General features: G+C 57.8%; 17 protein-coding genes. 9 read left to right on the top strand and 8 right to left on the bottom strand.

The genetic code is table 11. The annotated features are described in order from the left end of the window. Positions 1-1,464 carry a helix-turn-helix transcriptional regulator gene (locus tag DMP08_RS02780; protein ID WP_123191568.1) on the bottom strand — a complete coding sequence of 488 codons (1,464 nt, stop codon included), beginning with the start codon at positions 1,462-1,464 and terminating at the stop codon, positions 1-3. 303 nt (positions 1,465-1,767) lie between these two features. Here DMP08_RS02780 and DMP08_RS02775 point away from each other — a divergent pair, with 303 nt between their 5' ends. The 8 genes from DMP08_RS02775 to DMP08_RS02740 all read left to right on the top strand — a co-directional run bounded on the left by DMP08_RS02775 (position 1,768) and on the right by DMP08_RS02740 (position 12,022). Next, complete coding sequence (locus DMP08_RS02775; protein WP_123191478.1) at positions 1,768-3,060, top strand: MFS transporter; 1,293 nt, start codon at positions 1,768-1,770, stop codon at positions 3,058-3,060. A gap of 93 nt (positions 3,061-3,153) precedes the next feature. After that, a complete protein-coding gene (gene aes, locus DMP08_RS02770) occupies positions 3,154-4,149 on the top strand; it encodes an acetyl esterase (RefSeq protein ID WP_123191477.1) in 996 nt (331 codons plus the stop codon). 70 nt (positions 4,150-4,219) lie between these two features. After that, a complete protein-coding gene (gene caiA, locus DMP08_RS02765) occupies positions 4,220-5,371 on the top strand; it encodes a crotonobetainyl-CoA dehydrogenase (protein ID WP_123191476.1) in 1,152 nt (383 codons plus the stop codon). Positions 5,372-5,443: 72 nt separating this feature from the next. After that, the gene (gene caiB / locus DMP08_RS02760; RefSeq protein WP_123191475.1) at positions 5,444-6,658 is read left to right on the top strand and encodes an L-carnitine CoA-transferase; all 1,215 of its coding nucleotides are present in this window, start codon (positions 5,444-5,446) and stop codon (positions 6,656-6,658) included. 220 nt (positions 6,659-6,878) lie between these two features. After that, positions 6,879-8,453, top strand: coding sequence for a crotonobetaine/carnitine-CoA ligase (gene caiC / locus DMP08_RS02755; protein WP_123191474.1), 1,575 nt, complete (start codon positions 6,879-6,881; stop codon positions 8,451-8,453). Between the two features lie 214 nt (positions 8,454-8,667). Further along, positions 8,668-9,540, top strand: coding sequence for a MaoC/PaaZ C-terminal domain-containing protein (locus DMP08_RS02750; protein WP_123191473.1), 873 nt, complete (start codon positions 8,668-8,670; stop codon positions 9,538-9,540). A gap of 152 nt (positions 9,541-9,692) precedes the next feature. Then, positions 9,693-11,108, top strand: coding sequence for an MFS transporter (locus DMP08_RS02745; protein WP_123191472.1), 1,416 nt, complete (start codon positions 9,693-9,695; stop codon positions 11,106-11,108). Between the two features lie 167 nt (positions 11,109-11,275). Then, positions 11,276-12,022 (top strand): class I SAM-dependent methyltransferase, encoded by a 747-nt coding sequence (locus DMP08_RS02740; protein WP_123191471.1) that lies wholly within the window; start codon positions 11,276-11,278, stop codon positions 12,020-12,022. 148 nt (positions 12,023-12,170) lie between these two features. Here DMP08_RS02740 and DMP08_RS02735 read toward each other — a convergent pair whose 3' ends face one another. Together DMP08_RS02735 and DMP08_RS02730 are read right to left on the bottom strand one after the other, a co-directional pair. After that, positions 12,171-12,857 carry a class I SAM-dependent methyltransferase gene (locus tag DMP08_RS02735; RefSeq protein WP_123191470.1) on the bottom strand — a complete coding sequence of 229 codons (687 nt, stop codon included), beginning with the start codon at positions 12,855-12,857 and terminating at the stop codon, positions 12,171-12,173. Between the two features lie 203 nt (positions 12,858-13,060). Then, positions 13,061-13,315, bottom strand: coding sequence for a helix-turn-helix transcriptional regulator (locus tag DMP08_RS02730; RefSeq protein WP_280176541.1), 255 nt, complete (start codon positions 13,313-13,315; stop codon positions 13,061-13,063). A gap of 149 nt (positions 13,316-13,464) precedes the next feature. Here DMP08_RS02730 and DMP08_RS02725 point away from each other — a divergent pair, with 149 nt between their 5' ends. Then, positions 13,465-13,884 carry a YjdF family protein gene (locus tag DMP08_RS02725; RefSeq protein ID WP_123191468.1) on the top strand — a complete coding sequence of 140 codons (420 nt, stop codon included), beginning with the start codon at positions 13,465-13,467 and terminating at the stop codon, positions 13,882-13,884. A gap of 439 nt (positions 13,885-14,323) precedes the next feature. Here DMP08_RS02725 and DMP08_RS02720 read toward each other — a convergent pair whose 3' ends face one another. The 5 genes from DMP08_RS02720 to DMP08_RS12410 form a co-directional block, all read right to left on the bottom strand. Further along, on the bottom strand, positions 14,324-15,766 hold the full coding sequence (locus tag DMP08_RS02720) for a hypothetical protein (protein WP_123191467.1): 1,443 nt from the start codon (positions 15,764-15,766) through the stop codon (positions 14,324-14,326). Positions 15,767-16,089: 323 nt separating this feature from the next. Continuing rightward, a complete protein-coding gene (locus DMP08_RS02715) occupies positions 16,090-16,947 on the bottom strand; it encodes an Abi family protein (protein ID WP_161555408.1) in 858 nt (285 codons plus the stop codon). Between the two features lie 830 nt (positions 16,948-17,777). Next, positions 17,778-18,818 carry a Shedu anti-phage system protein SduA domain-containing protein gene (locus DMP08_RS02705; RefSeq protein ID WP_123191464.1) on the bottom strand — a complete coding sequence of 347 codons (1,041 nt, stop codon included), beginning with the start codon at positions 18,816-18,818 and terminating at the stop codon, positions 17,778-17,780. 5 nt (positions 18,819-18,823) lie between these two features. Further along, on the bottom strand, positions 18,824-19,123 hold the full coding sequence (locus DMP08_RS02700) for a hypothetical protein (protein ID WP_123191463.1): 300 nt from the start codon (positions 19,121-19,123) through the stop codon (positions 18,824-18,826). Beyond that, a partial coding sequence (locus tag DMP08_RS12410) for a hypothetical protein (protein WP_161555407.1) occupies positions 19,110-19,656 on the bottom strand: 547 nt, incomplete at its 5' end. The genes DMP08_RS12410 and DMP08_RS02700, both read right to left, overlap by 14 nt.

Below are 19,656 nucleotides of genomic sequence, written 5' to 3'. Positions count from 1 at the left end.
CTAAAAATCGCTGCGCTGCATGTTGAGGTAGTTCAGCAGCTCGCTTCGTTTGTGTATCTGCATTTTCTCATAGATATGGCGCACGTGGGTGTTCACGGTGTACGGCGATATCACCAGTTTTTCGGCCATGTTGTTGGTAGTGTACCCACGCGCGATAAGCACGAGGATTTCGCTTTCGCGACCCGACAGGTTGAACTCCTTCGCCACCTCGGCGCAAATCTCGTCGATTTCGGCTTTCGTGGGCGGAGCTGCGGTCAAAGCCACGATGTTGAACTCTTGGCGGACAAGCGGAATCAGCAGCACAGCCAGCAGGCAGATAAGCGCAAGGCATGTTTCAGGCGTGATGGCCATTGCCAGTTGCGGTGCATGCTCGTAGCCTACGGCCCAGGTGTTGCCCACGGCGATGCCCGCCCGCACGAATCCGCCGGCGAACGCGAAGGCCATAGCGGGCGTGACGTAGCCCTTCGACGTCAGGATGCCGAAGTACATGATGAGCAGAATCTCCATGAGCGAAGAAATGCCCGTGGACATGATGAACGAGGGGAAGTAGGAGACCGGGTCAGCTAGGAAAAGGCCGAACGCCGCTATCAGCAGCACGATCATCCACGGGAACATCTTGAATATGTTGGCCTTGTCCTTCGTGAGAAGGGATATACCGGCCAGTCCCAGCATGAGGACGGCTCCGCCGACCACGCCGAGGGTGAAGCTGGAATCGCCGGTGGGGAGCACTTCCCAAGGGATTATGGCCACGAGGAAGTAGCAGGCGACGCTCGCTAGGAACGTGATGGCGCTGACGGCTACCATGTTCTTGAGTCCGCCTTGCGCCGCGCTTTTGGGCAGCAGGACGGGGAAGGACCGCTCGCCGTCGCGACGAGCCTGCACCAGCAGCGCTCCGGATGCGAGGGGCAGGGCGGCTACGAACACGGTGGCTGCGTATGCTGGCAGCGCCCAGGCGATGGCGACGGTTGCCAGAACGGCAACGCCGAACGTCGTGCCGATGTGGCGCAGCGAGTAGTTAGCCTTCACGCACGCGTAGCGCTCGCCCCAGAGGATCCACAGAGCCGATTCGGTGGCTCCCAGGAAAAACGAAAGCGCGTACGCCAAACCTGGAACGGTGAACACCTGGGGGAGCAGGCAGAGCGCCAGCGTGGCTGCTGCCGTCAGCGCGGGGGCGGTCACATACATCCATGTATAGGATGAAAGGTGCTTTTTGCGCCCCAGCAAAAACGCGAACACCAAAAGGAACAAAACGGTGGCTCCCAGGTTCACGAGCCAGGAGATGGTCACGCGCTCGTCGAGCAGTTCGGTCTGCGTGAACATGTGGGGAACGAACCAAAGCGCGTAGTGCCAGGCAAGAAGAAGCGCGAAACCCACGTACTTCAACGACGGGCGGTCCATGATGGATGCAAAAGCCTCGCGCGGTTCCGTTCCGGTGGCAGGAGATGCTGCCGTTTGGGGTGCCATGAAGTCGACCATCCTTCCTATCGTGCGTTTGTGATAGATGATGATGCCGCTGAACTGCTCGGATTGCCCAGCACTTGGAGTGCATAGCCTCGCAATCGTTAGTGTAGAAACTTATCACTAGTTCGTCATGAAACCCTCGCAAGAAATTAAGTATTCGCCTAATTAGTGGGCATTTTGCGATGCCAATTCGACCGCTCGAGGACAGAATGCACCCATCGGCTCGACTTGGCAGCCGGACGCCGAGGGAAAGCTACCGGCGGCCGGCCGCGAGGTCGGGCAAAGACAAGGAGAAAGGAATGAAAGATGTCGTTGCTTGCCAAGAGCAAGGGAGAGGTTACCTATAAGGAACTCTCCACGCTGCACAAGTGGGCGCTCGTCGTGCTCATCTCCATGGGCTCGTCGATTATCTACGCGCCTATGTACCTGAAGAACGTGTTTTACGATCCCTTGATGCAGGCGCTCGGCGCCACCAACGCGGACCTCGGCTTGATGGTGTCCGCCTACGGCATCGCTGCCATGATCTGCTACCTGCCTTCCGGCATCGTGGCCGACAAGTTCCGGATGCGCACGTTGGCGTGGTTGGGCTTTTTGGCCACCGCAGTGCTCGTGTTCGTATACGCGACGCTGCCCTCCGTGCAGATCTGCTTGATTTTGTTCGTGCTCATGGGCGTCACCTCCATTCTGGTGTGGTGGGGCACGCGCTTCAAGGTCATTCGCCTATGCTGCGAGGAGAACGAATACGCCTCCAAGATCGGTGTCAGCTACTCCATCTACGGTGTGACCGGCTTGGTGATCGGCCTTATCAACGCTGGCATCATCGCCGCCATCTCCGGCTCTGCCGGCGTGCAGGCCATGCTCATCTTCCTGGGCGTCATGATCGCCATCCTGGGCGTTGCTTCGTACTTCATCATCCCCGACTTCAAGGGCGAGATCAACAAGGACGCGAAGCTGTTCAGCGTGTCCGAGGCGTTGCAGGCCATTAAGCATCCGGGCGTTATCTGGGCTTGCGTCGCGTACTTCTGCGTGTACGCCGTGTACCAGGGCGCTACCTACACCACCCCGTACCTGACGCAGGGCTTCAACGCCGACGGCAACCTGGTGAACGTGGTCGGCCTTATCCGCACCTACGGTATCGGCCTCATCGCCGGCCCGGTCATCGGCTGCATCGCCACGAAGATCAAGAGCCCCTCGAGGGCTATCCTGGGCGGCTTGGTCCTCTCCGTCGCCGTGCTCGTCGGGTTCATCCTCTTCCCGCAGGATCCCTCCGGTGCCGTGATCGCTTCCATCCTGGTGGTCGTGTTCGGCTTCACCACCTACGGTGCCTTCTCCATCGGCTCCTCCCCGCTGTCCGAGGTCAAGATCCCTATGTCCATCTTCGGCACCGCTACGGGCATCCTCTCGGTCGTCGGCTTCCTTCCTGACGTGTTCATCCATACCTGGTACGGCGGCATGATCGACGCTCAGGGCACCGCCGCCTTCAACATGATCTTCGGATTCGAAATCATGTTCGGCGTCATCGGCTGCTTCTGCCTGGTCATGTTGCTTCGCACGGTCAAGAAGCACTTCGGTTCGAACGTTCAGACTGACGAGGCGTAATTCAGGCGCTGCGCTTGCAAATCACCGCGGAGGGCGCCGGCTCGCCCGAGCCCTCCGCGGCCTTGTACCACCGATCGGAAAGGGAAGGCGAACGTGAACAAGCTCGATGTACTGTCTCTGATCAACCCGCAGATGAACGCCGTACTGGCGAAGGAAGACGAGCTGGCCGGCGACGCGAACGACACGAGCGTGGGCTTCGAGAAGATGCGCGAGAACTACGTTGCCGGTCGCGCGTACTGGGTCGAAGGCGGCCCGGTCATGGTTGAAAAGCTCGACGCTGCCGTGGCGGGTCCGTACGGCGACATCCCGGTGCGCTACTACTATCCCACTGACGAGTCCGCCGCGGCGCGCGCCGCGAGCAAGCCTGAGACTCCGGCCATCGTGTACGTGCACGGCGGCGGGTTCGTACTGGGCAACCTGGACACGCACGACCGCATCTGCCGCGTGCTTGCTCGCAACGCCGGCGTTGCCGTGGTGGCCGTGGATTACCGGCTTTCGCCCGAAGCGAAGTTCCCGAGCGCGGTTCACGAGGTTGCGGCCGTTGCTGCGCATTTGCACGAGCACGGCGCCGCGCACGGCATCGACGGCGAGCGCCTGTCGTTCGCAGGCGATTCAGGCGGCGCGCACTTGAGCCTTGCGGCCACGATGTACCTGCGCGAGGAGCTGGGCGGCAGCGATTTCGTGAAGTGCTGCCTTTTGTACTACGGCTGGTTCGGGCTCAAGGACTCGTCCTCGATGCGTCTTCTGGGCGGTTCCTGGGACGGCTTGACCGAGGCGGACTGGAAGTTCTACATGCAGATGTACGCGAATGATCCCGCCGAGCTGGAGGAAAACCCGTACGCGAACCTGTTCCTCAACGACATGACGCGCGACATGCCCGCTTGCTATATCGCGGCGGCCGAGTACGACCCCTTGTGCGACGACAGCACCACGCTGGCGACGATCTGCGAGGAGCACGGGATTCCGTACCGTTTCGAACTGTTCGAAGGCGTTATCCACGCGTTTCTGCACTACACCAAGATGCTCGACGAGGCGAACGACGCCCTTGAGCACGGTGCGACCTTCTATCGCCAGCAGATGGGCCTGTAGGCGAGAGATACACCATTCGGGTTTCAAAGCGGGAGGACCCCGCTGAACACATACAAAAAGGAGGATCGTCATGGATTTCAAGTTGACGGACGAGCAGGAGCTGATCGTCGATAGCTACCGCGAGTACATGGAAAGCGAGAATTGGGAGACCTACTTCCACGAGTGCGACGAAGCGCACGAGTACCCGCTTCGCTGGGTGCGCGGCCTGTGCGAGCTGGGCTTCGACCAGATCATGCTTCCCGAGAGCCATGGCGGTTTGGGCCTTGAGCAGCCGTGCGTGACGCTGATGGCGGTCTACGAGATCCTGGGCAAGTACGGCGCCCCCACCTACGTGCTGTACCAGCTGCCCGGCTTCGAGACTATCATTCGCGAGGGCACCGAAGAGCAGATCGAAGCCGTCATGTCCACGCTGGGCACGGGCGAGCAGATCTGGAACTCCGCATGCACCGAGCCGGGCGCCGGCTCCGACGTGGGCGCGCTGGCCACCACCTACAAGCGCGAGAACGGCAAGATCTACCTGAACGGCACCAAGACCTTCATCACCTCTTCCGCTGGCGTGAAGTACCTGGTCATCATGGCCAAGAACGCTGACGACGAGTCCGTGTTCACCGAGTTCTTCGTCGATATGTCCAAGCCGGGCGTGAAGCTGTCCCCGCTGACCAAGCTGGGCCTGCGCATGGACAGCTGCTGCGAAGTCTACCTGGACAACGTGGAGCTTGAGGAAAAGGACATCTTCGGCAAAGAGGGCAACGGCTTCATGCGCGGCGTGTCCGACTTCAACTTCGAGCGCTGGCTCGTGGGCGCGTGCGACTACGGCACCGCTATCTGCGCGTTCGAGGATGCCATGGCGCATGCGAACTCCCGTATCGCCTTCGGCAAGCCCATCAGCCGTTTCCAGCTCAACCAGCTCAAGATCACTGAGATGTGCATCAAGCTGACCAACATGAAGAACATGCTGTACGAGGCTGCTTGGAACGCCGACAACAACGACGGCAACTTCAACGCCGCGGCGGCCGCCATGTGCAAGTACTACTGCGCCAACGCCTCCTTCGAGGTGACCGACGACGCCATGCAGATCATGGGCGGCATCGCCGTGGCCAGTGAGCATCGCATCAACCGCATCTGGCGCGACCTGCGCGTCGACCGCGTTTCCGGCGGCACCGACGAGATGATGATCCTGGCCACCTCCAAGGGCGCTTCCATCAAGTACAAGCAGAAGTAACCTGCCGCTCGTCCACGGGGGCGCGGATAGCGCCCCCGCATCCCGAAACCCATGCGAACAAGGAGGAACAACATGGCAATTCCTACCGACAAGCCATCCTACGGTCCCCTCGACGGCGTCAAGGTCGTCTATGCGGCAGTCGAATTGGCTTGCCCGAAAGCAGCCGACCTCATGGCCGACTGGGGTGCCGACGTCATCTGGCTCGAGAACACCGGCGCGGGCGACACCATCCGCGACACCGCGTACGTGAAGCAGGCCGAGCGCCGCAACCAGCGCTCCGTGGCATTGAACTACTTCTCCGAAGAGGGCAAGAAGGTGTTCTTCGACCTGGTGAAGGACGCCGACATCTTCATGGAGGCATCGAAGGGCGGCACGTGGGCGCGCAAGGGCATCACCGACGACGTGCTGTGGGAGCTCAACCCGAAGATGGTCATCGTGCACGTTTCCGGCTTCGGCCAGGAGGGCGATCCGAAGATGGTCAAGCGCGCTGCGTACGACCTGACGGTGATGGCCTACTCCGGCATCATCATGCAGAACGGCACGGAGGAGCAGCCGATGCTGCCCGGACCGTACGCCGGCGACTACTTCAACACGCTCATGATCGCAAGCTCCGCGCTGGCGGCCCTCTACAAGGCCGAGAAGTCCGGCAAGGGCGAGAGCATCGACTTGGCCATGTACGAGACGCTGCTTGCCATCGGCCAGTACTACCTGGTGGACTACTTGAACGAGGGCATCAAGTGGCCCCGCCCCGGCGCGCGCAACCAGAACCTGTGCGGCATCGGCGAGTTCAAGTGCAAGGACGGCTTCCTGGGCGTGTGCCTGTACGGCGTCGACCAGAACAAGTACTTCCTGGAGACCATCGGCTTGGGCCATCTGTGGGGCACCGAGGACATTCCCGAGGACACGTCGGGCCTGTGGCTGTCCAACCCGCACGCCGACGAGATCCAGAAGGCGTTCGAGGAGTACTGCCTGGCGAACTCCAAGTACGACATCGAAGAGGATTTCGCCGCGCACCGCATCGCTGCCCAGGTGGTCAACGACATGGAAGACCTCGTGAAGGAAGAGCACCTGAAGCTGCGCAACACGTGGGTTGACTGGGAGACCGTCGACGGCGAGACGTTCCACGGCTTGGGCGTGTTCCCCAAGTTCAAGAACAACCCGGGTCAGATCTGGCGTCCGATGCCGCATCAGGGCGGCGACACCGTGGACATCATGACGAAGCTGGGCTACACGCCCGAGCAGATCAACGAGCTGGCCGAGGCCGGCGTCGTCAAGATCGGCGAATAAGGTCCATGCGTTTGGCGGGCGGCTTGCGAGAAGCACGCCACCCGCAGGGCGGTTCCGTTTTCAAGGGACCGCCGTCCGGTGAAACCGAACACGGGTGCGCGGCTTGGACGTTCCGCGCACCCGCACGATGCCGCCTTTCGAAGGCGAGGCGCGGTCGAACGACGGCATCGTGCGGGTAGGGGATTGATCGAGGGGTCGAAGGACGAGAAGGGTGAGACGGGTGACCGACATCGTAGGAAACGAAACGCTGCGAAGCCTTTGGGCAGGACTCGTCGACTCGTGCGGTGACCGCACGTTCCTCATCTTCCAGGATCGCGAGGGCTCGACGTGCGAGTTTTCCTACAGCGCGTTCGACCAGGAGATCAACCGAACCGCCAACCTGTTCCTTACGTTAGGCATCGAGGCGGGCGAGCGGGTTGCCGTGCAGATGCACACCTGCCCCGAGTTCATGATGTGCCTGTTCGGCTTGGCGAAGATCGGCGCCGTCATGGTGCCGATGAACGAGCAGTATTTGGCCGAAGAGGCGGCGTTCGTGCTTGAGCGTACGGGCGCGTCGTGCGCAGTGGTTGAGGCGGATTTCGTCGGCCTGTACGACGGGTTGGCTGATGGGCAGGGCCATCTTGCCAAGGGCGTGTTCGTCGCGCGCGGCGCGGCGGATGCAGAAGCGGGCTTGCCTGCTTCCGTTCCGGTGCGCGGCTTCGACGAGGCGCGCGCGGCCGAGCCGACCGTGCTGCGCGAGGTGCGCCCCCTTGCTTCGGACGACCCGGTTGAGATCATCTTCACGTCGGGCACGACGTCGTGTCCGAAGGGCGTTGTGCTCACGCATGCGAACATGCTGTTCAGCGGTTTGTACGGCGATTGGGAAGTGTCGCTTACGCGCGACGACCGCATGCTTTCGACCATGCCTGCCTGCCATTCCAACTTTCAACTGGCGGCGCTCACCCCGGTGCTCACGGCAGGCGCTACGCTCATCGTGGTGGAGAAGTACAGCGCGAGCCGCTTTTGGAAGCAGATCCGCGACTATCGGGCCACGGTCGTGCAATGCGTGGCCATGATGCTGCGCACCCTGCTGCTGCAGCCGGTCGATCCGAACGAAAAGGATCATTGCCTGCGCGAGATGCTGTACTTCCTGGCCGTTTCCGACGAGGAGAAGCGCACGTTCGAGGAGCGCTACGGCGTGCGCATCATGAACACGTACGGTTCCACCGAGTCGATCAGCTGGGTGCTTACCGACCCGCCGACCGGTCCGCGTCGTTGGCCGAGCGTCGGACGCCCGGGCTTGGGGTACGAGGTTCGCATTGCGAGCGACGACGGTGCGCAAGCCGCTGCGGGCGAACTGGGCGAGATCCAGGTCAAGGGCACGCGCGGTCGCACCATCATGAAGGAGTACTACAACGACCCCGAGGCCACGGCGCGCACGTTCACCCAGGATGGATGGCTGCGCACGGGCGACAAGGGCTACATGGACGAGGACGGCTGGTTCTTCTTCGTCGACCGCAAGGCCAACATGATCAAGCGAGCGGGCGAGAACATATCGGCCAGCGAGCTTGAAAGCGTGCTCATGCAGCATCCCGCCATCGACGAGGCCGCGGTGATCGGCGTGCCCGACCCTATTCGCGACCAGGCCGTCAAAGCCTTCGTGAAGCCGCGCGCGGGCGTCGAGATCACCGAAGGAGAGGTGCTGGCGTTTTGCGAGGAGCACATGGCGGGGTTCAAGGTTCCCTCGTTCGTCCAGATCGTCGACGACTTTCCGCGCACGTGCTCTATGAAGATCGAGAAGAAGTTGCTGAAGTGAGCTGTGGGGCGGCTGAGCGCGTCTGGGGCGGGGAGGTCTCGCAAGACCGTCGCTTTGCTCCAAGGATCTTGTTCAACCTCTCCGCCCCAGACGCGCTCAGCCTCGGTGAAGCTTCTACATCCTAGATGTGGGCGCGGGCGTTCTACCTGTAGGGCGTACTTGAGAACCTGGTGAATGGGTACTGTTTTTTGGTTGGGAGATAAGGAGAGGCGTTATGGGTATCAGTACTGAGATCGTGGGCAAGGAGTTCGGTCCGTTCGTGCGGGAGTACACGTTCAAGGATCTGGAGATATGCGCGCTCGGCTGCAACGCGGGCTTCGACGGCAAGACCGATCTTGAGTACGTGAACGAGCATGACGCAGAAAACCCGCAGCTCAAGGTGCTCCCCATTTTCGGCGTGCCGTTGACGGTGCACGAGGAGATGACGCGCACGCTTGACTACGGCTACAACTATGACGGCTCGCTGCATTATGGGTTCGAAATCAAGCTGCATGCCCCCTTCCCGATGGGCGACCGCATCGAGACGTTCGTGACGCAAGACGCGCTGTACGACCGCGGCGAGGGCCGCGGGTGCCTGTCGAAGCAGACGGGACGCTCCTTCGCCTCCGACGGGACGCTGTTGTGCGAAACCGAGACGTGGGACGTGTGCATCTACGACGGCGGATGGGGCGGACCCAAGCCGCCGAAGGACATCGTCGAGATGCCCGACCGCGCACCCGATGCGGTGGTCGAGGAGACGATGGCGCTCAACATGCCGCTCATCTATCGCCTTATGGGCGATTGGCATCAGCAGCACATCGACTTCGCCTACACCGAGCAGACCGGCCTTGCGCGTCCGATCGCGCACGGCGTGAGTTTGGGCGGCTTCTCCATGCGCCATGTCATCAGCTCGTTTTTCCCGGGCGAGCCTGAGCGCATGAAGCGATTCAAGACGAGGATCACTTCGCCGGTGCTTCCGGGCACCACGCTTCAAACCCGCATGTGGAAGGTGGGGGAGAAGGAGATCCGCTTCCAGTTGGTGGATGCGGACGTGGACGAGACGGGCGCGAAGCCGCACTTGAACTTCGGTATTTGCACCTGGGAGTAGCAGGTTCAATTGGGCGGGGTCGATCCTTGGGCTGAGGGTGCCTGAAAGACCGTCGCTTCGCTCCAAGGATCTTTCAGGCACCCTCAGCCCAAGGATCGCCTCCTGCGATTGACGCGGGCGGAGCTGGTTTTAGCATGTGAGGAGACGAGAGCATGGATGATGTGAAGCAGATCACGCAGGTGACGAGCCCGACAATGGGCGAGGCGATGGACGGTGCCAAGCAGATTGGCGAGGGCATGGTGGGCAAGGTGAAGAAGTCCGCCAAGAAGACCATGGACGACGTTGCCATGACCCCGTTTTTGCGCAAAATCACGTTTTTCTCGAGCGGCGGCTCGTTTTTGGACGGGTACGTGCTTTCCCTGATCGGCGTGGCGCTTACGCAGATCACGCCGCTGTTCAACCTGACGGGCGCCTGGAGCGCCGCTATCGGCGCGTCGGTTCTGCTGGGCATCTTCGTGGGCACGATTCTCGGCGGTTACCTGACCGACCGTATCGGGCGCAAGAAGATGTTCATCGTCGACATCGTGGCTATCGGCCTGTTCTCTATCTTGAGCGTGTTCTGCGCCGACCCGTTCCAGCTGGTTTTGGCGCGCTTTTTCATCGGCGTGTTCGTGGGCGCGGACTATCCTATTGCCACGTCGCTCATTGCCGAGTTCACCCCCAAGCAGCATCGATCCATTTCGATGGGCATGGTGTCGGCCGCGTGGTATCTGGGCGCTACCGTTGCGGCGTTCGTGGGCTACTTCCTGTACAGCGTTCCCAACGGATGGCAGTGGATGCTCGGGTCGGCGGTGATTCCCTGCATCGTTTTGCTGATCGGCCGCCACGACATTCCCGAATCGCCCATGTGGCTGGCGCAGAAAGGGCGCACTGCCGAGGCGGACGAGGTCATGCGTCGCGTATTCGGGGAGGGCGTGGAGCTTGAGCTCGAGGAGCCGGGCGAGAAGACCAGCCTGCGCAAGGTGTTCGCGGGCGGCTATGCCAAGCGCATCGTGTTCTTGGGCATCTTGACGCTGTGCCAGGTGGTGCCCATGTACGCCATCTACACGTTCGGCCCCGAGATCATGACGGCGTTCGGTCTGGGCGAGGGGCACGAGGCCATCTTGGGAGAGAGCGTGGTCAGCCTGTTCTTTTTGATCGGATCCATTCCGGCGATGTTCTGGCTGAACTCGATGGGGCGCCGCCCGCTGCTCATCCGCTCGCTGGCGCTCATGGCCGTGGGCTTGGTCATCCTGGGCGTGTTCCCCAATGCGCCCGTGTACGTGATCATCCTCGCGTTCGGCCTGTACGCGTTCTTCAGCGGCGGGCCGGGCATTTTGCAGTGGCTCTATCCCAACGAGCTGTTCCCGACCGAAGTGCGCGCGTCGGCGGTGGGCGTGGCCATCGGCATCTCGCGCATCGGCACCATCGTTGCCACGTACGGCACGCCGCTGTTCTTGGCCGCGTACGGCATAGGACCCACCATGCTCGTTGCGGCGGGTCTCGTGATCCTGGGATTGGTGCTGTCGGTGCTCATGGCGCCCGAGACCAAGGGCAAGTCGCTTCTGGAAACGAGCTCGCTGGACTAGTGGCGCAGATGCTGATTCGATGCTCGGTGATAGGCGGTATCCGTTCAAAAAACAACCCTGCACTTGAGTTCGCGTCGGTGGTATAGTCAAAGGAATTCCATGACGGCTGCCGACGAAGAAGGCACCGCCCTGCTGGGCCGAGCGACCTTCTGGATTCAGGAGCGAGCATGTTGCAAGAACCCAAAACCATAGACGAGCTTGTCGGTTTGCTCGATTCGCTTGGGGTGGAAACCCGTGAGCGTTCGGAGGATCAGCTTTCCGAAGAGCGCTATTACGCGGCCTTGCCGCGCCAGGGATACAGCGCTCGCTGCGAGATGGCTCTTCCGGGCGATCTTTCGGGCAAACGGGTGCTTGACCTGATGTGCCGCAGCGGCAAGGGCGCTTACAAGATTGCCGATCTGGTGGGGCCGGACGGATTCGTTTTAGGAATCGATCCTGACGAGGATCGCATTGGGCGCGCTCGGGAGTTGGCGCCTTGCAACCATCCTCAAGGCGATGATTGGCGGAGGACCCTTGCGTTCTCGCAGGGATGCCCCGAGGATCTGCGATCTGCTGGCGTCAAGGATGCGACGTTCGACGTGGTGGTGGTGAACAGCTCGCTCAATCTGGTGCGCGACCTATCGAGCGTATTGTGCGAGATCGTGCGCGCGCTTGCGCCGGGCGGGTTCTTGTACCATGCCGGCGTGTTTGCCGAGTCCCCTTTGCCGAAAGAGCCAATGGGCGAGCTTGCCGCGCGAGGCAACGTCTTCGGCGCGGCGCGCACGAAGCGAACGTTCGAGCGCGCCGTTCGAGAGGCAGGCTTCTCGACGTGCGTGTTCGCTCCGGGCGACGGCGTGGTGCCGAGCGGATTCGAGTTCACTCCCGAATTGGTCAATCGTAGGTTCCAAGCATCCGTTGTCCGCGCGGGTGTTTAAGGGGCTGTAGGCGGCGTCGGAGGCAGACGCCTTGCTTGCTGCACGATTCTCGCTGCAATGTTGCGCTCGAAAGGCATGCGGGGCGACGATCTTCGGTGCGACTGTGCATTTCGCCTGGTCGCGGATACTCGTTGCTGACGAACGGGTTTCAAGATGCGTTTGAGCGCAACATTGGGAGCGGAATCGTGCATCCGGGCGTGGTTGACGTGCCGGGCGTCCAGGGCTTCATTCCTATCAAGACGCATTCAGGGACGGGACCGCCTTCGACCAGATTGGCGCTGATCACATGGAAGCCGCAGTTTTGGACGAAGGAAGCCAGTTCTTCGGACGTCCATTCGTGGAACGTCCTGAAGCCGATTGCTTCCATGAGCCGCAGTTTTGCGGGGGATACTATTCGATCATGGACGAACGTCGGGGCCAGCAGGAAGCCGCCCGGTTTCAGAACTCGATGCGCCTCGTGAAGTGCGAGTTCGGGCGCGGGCATGACATGCAGCGCATTGGCGACGACCACGGCGCCGAAGGAAGCTTCGCGATAAGGAAGGCTCGTGGCGTCTTGCACGGAGAAGGAGGCGCGGCTTTCGGGCGATCGTCTGCGGGCCTTTTCGATCATGGCTCCGGAGAAATCGGTAGCTTCCCAAGAGCGGACGCACCCTGCAAGCGCGAATGTCAGCTGCCCGGTTCCACAGGCTAGCTCGAGCACGTCGATGTCTCTTTCCAACCAGTTTCTCAATTCTCGGCACAGCTGAGGGTAAGGCCCGCTGCGCCTTTCGACAAGGGGCGCGTACAGGGGCGCGACCTTGTCCCAGAACTTCTTGTTCGGTTTGCTGTTCGGCATAAAGCGGCTCCTGGTTGGGCGGGGGAGGGTGCGCTTGCGACTTGCGCTTCGCGCGGCGTTCAAGTTATGCTTCAACTATAAATTAACTTTAACTAACTTTGGATGCTACCGCTCGCGATGCGCTTTGTCAAACCAACGAGCCAATTTAAGCGGGCGAGTGGGAAACGGTAGCAGGAACGACGAAAGGTCGCGTGGGATCTGCGTTAGCGTATTCGTTTGCCGTGCATGGCGCTCGGGGCTATGCCGGTATGGCGTCTGAACGCTTCGGAGAATGCCGCCGGTTTTCTGTATCCTACCTTTTCGGCAATATCGGCAACGGGTATGTTGGTGGTCCGTAAGAGTTCGGCGGCTTCTTCCATGCGCGCTTCGGTAACGAAAGCGTTGGGGGACGCTCCGAAGTAGCTTTTGAACGTTGCCTTGAACTTCGTTTGCCCCATGCATGCGCGATGAGCCAGCACGTTGCAGGTAGGGCTATAATGACTCCCATCAGAGATGAAAACACAGTCCCCGTCGGGTAGTCGTGGGCGTGCGCAATGCGTATCAGTAACCTGCCTCCTTGGTTGTCCCTTCTCTGCATGGTTCGTCTACATAAAAGGAGGAAGCATCCATGCAGATCAGCGTGTCGTCCACTCTGACCGTATATCATGACGGCCAGTTTTGGGTGGGAATTGTCGAGCATGTTGAAGAGGGCAGGCTCGGAGTAACGCGCATCGTTTTCGGAGCAGAGCCGTCGGAGGGGGAGATCCTGCGATTCGTGGCGAGTGAATGGGAGGCGCTGTCGTTCTTCGGCGACGCGAGGTCTGACGAGCCGAAATTAGCGAAGAGTCCGAAGCGTCGCCAACGCGAGGCGTCTAAGGCGCTTGACAAGTCCGCTGTGAGCACGAAGGCGCAGCAAGTGCTTGCGGATCGGCGCGAAGCGAGAAAGCGAGCGGCCGTCAAGCTGCGCAAATTGAAACACGATGAAGAGAAGCGGGCTCGATTCGAGCAGCGCTCAGAGAAGCGCAAGAAAAAGAAGCGCGGACATTGACGGGTGGGTCATGCGCTCGGTCATGATCGTCGCGGTTGATTGTGCGTCCAAACCCGTTCGGTGGTGCAGACATTCGCTTCGGGCCCAGAGCCGTGTTTGCATAGAAGGAGCGACCTGCCGATTTTTGATCGGCAGGTCGCTTTACTCGCTTGGATACCTACGGTTATTTTGAGGAACCTATTCCCACTCCGTTTTCGCGGTTTCGCTATGCATGCCACTTCGCATTAACTCGTACCACTTCGCCATTCGCAGTTACGCCGACCCGAACCATTGCGCAATCACCTCTATGATTGCCGCAGCCGAATCATAGGGGTGATACTGATTTCGCGTGTTTGCTTCCTGTTTGCACGTAGGAATTTGATAAACACTTTTGTGAGGGAAGCGAATCGCAGAAGTGTTTTGCCCGTAATACTTTTCGCAACTCTTTTTTTAGGCTGCTTTATTCCGGCAACTTGAATGTTACCTCGTCAGAATCGAAGAATACCTCGATTGGCTCGTTATGGAGCGCATTGAGACCGTCAACAGAGTTGATAAACGGCGTAATGCGCGTATCGCCCGTTTCCTTCATTCGGGCAAGCGACTCGGCGATTCGGGTGTAGCGATAATCCCCAATCTTGGAGCTAACGTCGATAAGGGCTTCATCGACTGGACCGTCCTTTAGAACGGGTATCGACCCGATAACGCTGCCGATTGCATTGCTTGCAACGGAGACGCCGCCAAGCAGCATCGATTCCACGGTTGTGGCCGACTTTTCTATCAGACCATCAAAGCATTCGGTATAAAGCTCTCGGTACTGCAACGAATATCGCTCCAATTTGTCACGGACGCTTTGCAGGTAGCCTTCTTCGAAGTTCTCCAGAAGCATGACTTCAAGGAACCATGCATGGGCGAATTCATAAAGCGCGAGTTGGTATTGGTCAAATTCTGCATTCAGAGTCTCAAGCTTTGAATTGACGGAAATATCACCATGTATCAGCGAGCCTTCTTCTTGAGCTTTCGAAATCCTGCCACGCCTGAATACAATCGCCTGTTCTGAGTCCTTTTTAATTTGCTGGACCAAGTGCAGTTTGGCTTCCTTGAACTTCTCGTTATTCCAATTGTGCTGATAGGTATCGGTTATCTCGTTTAAGGCATTAATATTGCCGATATGCTTCGCCTTCTCATTATCCTCTATGAAATCAAGAATGGCCTGTTGCGCCTCCTTGATGTCATCGAGTTTTCTATCCATGTTGACAACTGCTGCAGCAATAAAGAGCGTCATGGGGTCAATGGGCGCAACCGCCATGCTCGTCATGCTGAATCCTGAATCAACAGGAACGAAAGCGCCTTGGGTTAATCCGTTTGCCCCAGTGGTTGCCGAGAGAAACCCTGCTCCGTCTCCGCGGGCAAACGGTACAGCTCCGATACTCGGCGCGCTCCAGCGATACAAGGTTTCTCCGCCAGCAATCGAAGCGTTTGATTGGACGGCTATCTGGCGGAACGAATCCGAAAGAGAAGCAAAACCTGCACCAAGCGCGGCAAGCTCAGCCAATGGAAGTTTTATAACTCCCTTCGATGTTTGTTTGCAGGCTAATTCGCCATTCGACCCCGAGTCCTTTTCAGATAACTTCTGCAGTGCCTTGTTGGTTTCAACGTGGTAAGTTGAAAGCTCTTGAGCCCTTCGCTTTTCATCTTCTTCCTGGGCATTCTTTATAGCGTCGGTAATACCATCAGCGGCAGACGCAGCAGCGCCACTGATTGCCTTAACAGTCCCTGAAGCCGTTTCGCCAACCGCATTCGCTGCTTCTTGAATTTTGCTTGATGTCGTATCGGCGACCTCGCCGGCAATTTTTGCAGCACCCTGAACTGCTTCTGCTGCCTTCGAGAGAAGATTAAACCCCATAATGTTCCCCTCCCATAGCTTTTCTATCCATACGCTCGTTCGCTCCTATAATGCCCTGTGATGCTTGCTATTCATTATATTGCTGATATGCAGACGGACTGCTCATTAGCGCCTTTGATGTGGATGACCAGCGCCCTAGGAATAGGCGCGAAGCTGTTTGCATGCTTCAGCAATGGTTCACTTAGGGATAAGGCTGATAAAGTGTTAAGTGACGTCCTGGCCACAGCCCGTAGGATCGGACAGGACGCGCTCGAAGAAGGCGAGGCAAGCGCGTAGCCATGGGAGTACCGCGCGAAGTGGTGCGGGGGTATGAGCGGAGAGAATTACTTCGGTTGCGGGAAGTAGATACCTTTTGCAAACTCCTGGCTGCTGTCCAAAAGCGCAGTGATCTCATCCGCAATGGTTGTGTCTCCGTCGATCTTTTTTCTGTAATGGTTCGCCATGATGATTGCGGCATATGGTCCAGCTGGATCGTATTTGACGTGGCGAGAGCGAAGCTTCTTCTGGACGGGGCATTGGATGTCGAGCCTGCGATGCCATATCTGAGCATGGTGGCAGCACATATTACGAAGAACGGACAGCGAATGCACTACGCTGCCGAAGGGATCCCACTGCAACGATAATGACGCGGCAACTGCTTTGACTGAATCACGGTCAGCGAAATATTCGATCATGTTTGAAATATGGCCGAACGACACAACTTCCACAGCAGCCCAGATGGGAACCTTCCTGTAACGGCTGATCCTGCTTTCTAGGTCATCGCCATTAAATTCCTCATCGGCGAAGTGAGCTATAGAAGCAGCCTTTGTCCGGGAGAGGTCGCTCACAAGGCTCTTAACTATGTTTTCCCGCTTGTCGTTTAGATTGAGATACGAAGATTCGCCAAGATAGAACGCTTTGTTCCCATGCGTACGACCGAGTTCGTGGGCAAGCGCAGCTCTTATGCCTATTTCGATTACGGTAAGTTGCTGGAACGGCAGCTTACGAAGCTGACTATCTAGCTCCATGATTTTCCGTATGTCGGCAAAGCTTGCGCCTTCGACGAATGCGTTGTCCCCGTATTCTGGATTACGCTGGAATTGGCGCGCATAGCCAGTAAAGCGATAGTAGTTCGTTACTTTGAGAAATTTAGCGAGTTCGTCCGTATCTTCGCATTTGATTTTGCGGTCGTAAACAAGCAAGCTAACAAGTTCATCTATGGTTTTGAAGGCTTATCCTGGGACATGGCGAGCCTTCCGCAGATACAAGGAGGCCCACCGCATTTCAGGACGCTAAGCGTAGCCTTGGGTGGGCGCTGATTTCATTAGTCTAAGTCTGCATAACCCATGGGTCAAGAAAAAGTTTGCCGAGTGTAGTGAAAGGGGGTGCGGCCAAGGCGGAGGATTACGTTTACCCGCTCAACGTGCAGAGAATTTACTTCATCGACGAAGGTCATCGCGACCATAAGCGAGGTGGAGCGTATTTTGACCAGCATGATGACGTCGGATCGCGAGACAGTTAAGATTGCTCTTGCCGGCACGTCTCTTGTCGAGCAGAAGGGCGGTAGCAACACTAAGGAGGCGTTCAGGGATTGCATGCGCATATTTCTCTTGCTGAATTAAGCCTTTGTCTCGATTGCGCCCTCGCTGCTTCAAGCGGATCGCGGTCCGAGTTGCAAGAGGCATCGGTTCCGCTAGCGGCGATGATTAATTCGGCTTCCTGAAGGCAGTGAAGGCTTGCTTCGTTCGGGTCACGATTCGCGAATTTGTAATATCCCGCAGCTTCAACTGCCGCTACTACGTAATAGTTTCCATTAAGAAAGTGCCCGAAGAAACCTTCGGGCACTAAAGACAAGCTATCGAGCAAGTATACGCCCTGCTCCCACTCAATTGTGAAAATGTGAATCGTCGTGGTTTCTCGTAACGCGGTGTGCCCCTAGTGGGCAATCGGACGCCAAAAGTGGGAGATTTCGGTGTACTCATTATGTACTCACGTATGCCCGTATTCTTTATGTTGCATGTGGCTGAGATGTTTAGAACGGTATGTCGTCTTCCTTAGTCGTTTCATTGTCTTGAGAGAGGTAGTCTACAAGGCTCTCACCTTGAGCTAATAAGTGGTCGTACGTGATAATTCGAATCCCTGAGAGCCTACTGTTAAGCCCATGAAGAGCCTTGATTTTTTCGTCCTCCCATCCAATCAAGCGTCCCATGACGATCGTGGCTTCTGGATGGTATGCAACTATATGGGCAGCGTCGTCGAGACCGTGCCTTGCTGCTTCGGAAAACTTATCAAGATATCGATGGCATTGACCTATAGCCATAGAAGCATCACGTGTAAAGAAGTAATCCCTATGAGTGTTGTCGTAGGACAGCACGTCCATATCCGGTCGTTTCAGTTCGATGATGTCGCGGAAGCCTGCCATGATTCTAGGAACCAAAATATCGACCTGGTCATGGATTCCGATTGACCTTATCTCATCGTTAATCACGAACTGATTGCCAAATGCCCACGGGTACTTTTCGCACCACTCCTGGTAATAACGTTCTTGAGTGATATTCGACTCTAGCAGCCTTCTCAACTCCAACATTGCTGTTTTCATTTCCGTAAGGCGAACGGAGTATCGGAGAGCTTTAGCGAGTTCTGGGCCAAGTTCTCTCCCGTTAAGGTGTTTGGAGATATTTTCCTGGCTCATAACATCAAGCAGGCTCGAGACAACCTTATCTGGGTCAAGCCGATCAAGATTTGCTGTTCCGTCGGAAAGACGGATGGTCAAGTAATCACCCGGCATGATTTCATTCGCAATTGAAGAAAGCTTCTGCAACTCGGAGGCAAGCTTCGAGGTTGCCTCTCCGTTTAAGCTGATTGACTTCTGCTCAATTTCAATCCAGCCTAGCTCTGGCTTCTGGTATGTGGTGATTTTTGCCTTGAATTCAATATGATCGCTATGATGAATATACCATCCGTTAAGAGTTACTTTTGTCTTTGAATTTTCACTCAGGATGACAGGTTCGGTATACTCGACGTTTTCGTTTGAAGAGGCTTTACGGGTCACTATTGAGGAATTGTCGACCATGTAGACTACCTTTTCTTCAACAGCACGGCAATAGCAGTACCAGCAACTCCAACAACAACACCGCCAGCTTTCTTGGCGCCATCTACGATCTTCGCTTTCTTATCCTCCGCGGCAGCCTCGCAAGCTGCGCAGACTCTATGCTTGGCACCTTCGTCGTCGAGCGGACCATGACACTTTGCGCATACAAACACAAGCTCGCTGCCGCAGGTGACGCAGAAGCATTCATCGCTCTTGTACTGAACCTTTGACTCGGCCTTTGGGCATTCCGGGTTTGAACAGCCCTTAACTCTCTTATCCTTCGACATTTTCAGACTCCTTGGGGGATTCCAAAGCCAATACTTCAATAGCTTCATCTGGTTCACAAAGGAGTCCGCGTATATTGCCAACGGCTTCTAGCGCAAGAGCTTTCTCTTCCCAGAAGCCACCCTTTGGCAGCTTGTCGGTAGAGTCCAGCTCGGCAAGCTTCCTGCTCTTCGATGCAATAGACTTCCCGATGAAGTCGGCATACTGCTCAAGGCATTTCAGCATCGCGTCAGTTTCGCCATCGGAATAGTAAATTGCGGCCTTCAAGGCATAAGACATATTGACTGCGTCGAGGGAGCTGCGAATGCTCGCAAGCCTTTCCTCGATTGCTCCCTTTTGCCCTGTCTTTCTCGCTTTGTAGCGCCCCTCAGTAAGGTATTTGATGTCGGTCGTGACGCTTTGGGTCAACTTGACCTGTGTCAAGATTTCGGACACAAAAGTTAGAGAATTTACGCCGCCTTCTGCAGCGCGGGCTGCTTTGGTGCCGTGCGCTTGAAGAAGTCTTCCATCACCTCCGCCGGAACCTGGTAGCCAA

Origin of the sequence: Paraeggerthella hongkongensis, from assembly GCF_003726035.1 — a bacterium.
In the GTDB taxonomy this organism is placed as follows: domain Bacteria; phylum Actinomycetota; class Coriobacteriia; order Coriobacteriales; family Eggerthellaceae; genus Paraeggerthella; species Paraeggerthella hongkongensis.
The sequence above is the reverse complement of the archived record's forward strand: the minus strand, read 5'-3'. Positions and strand labels throughout refer to the sequence as shown.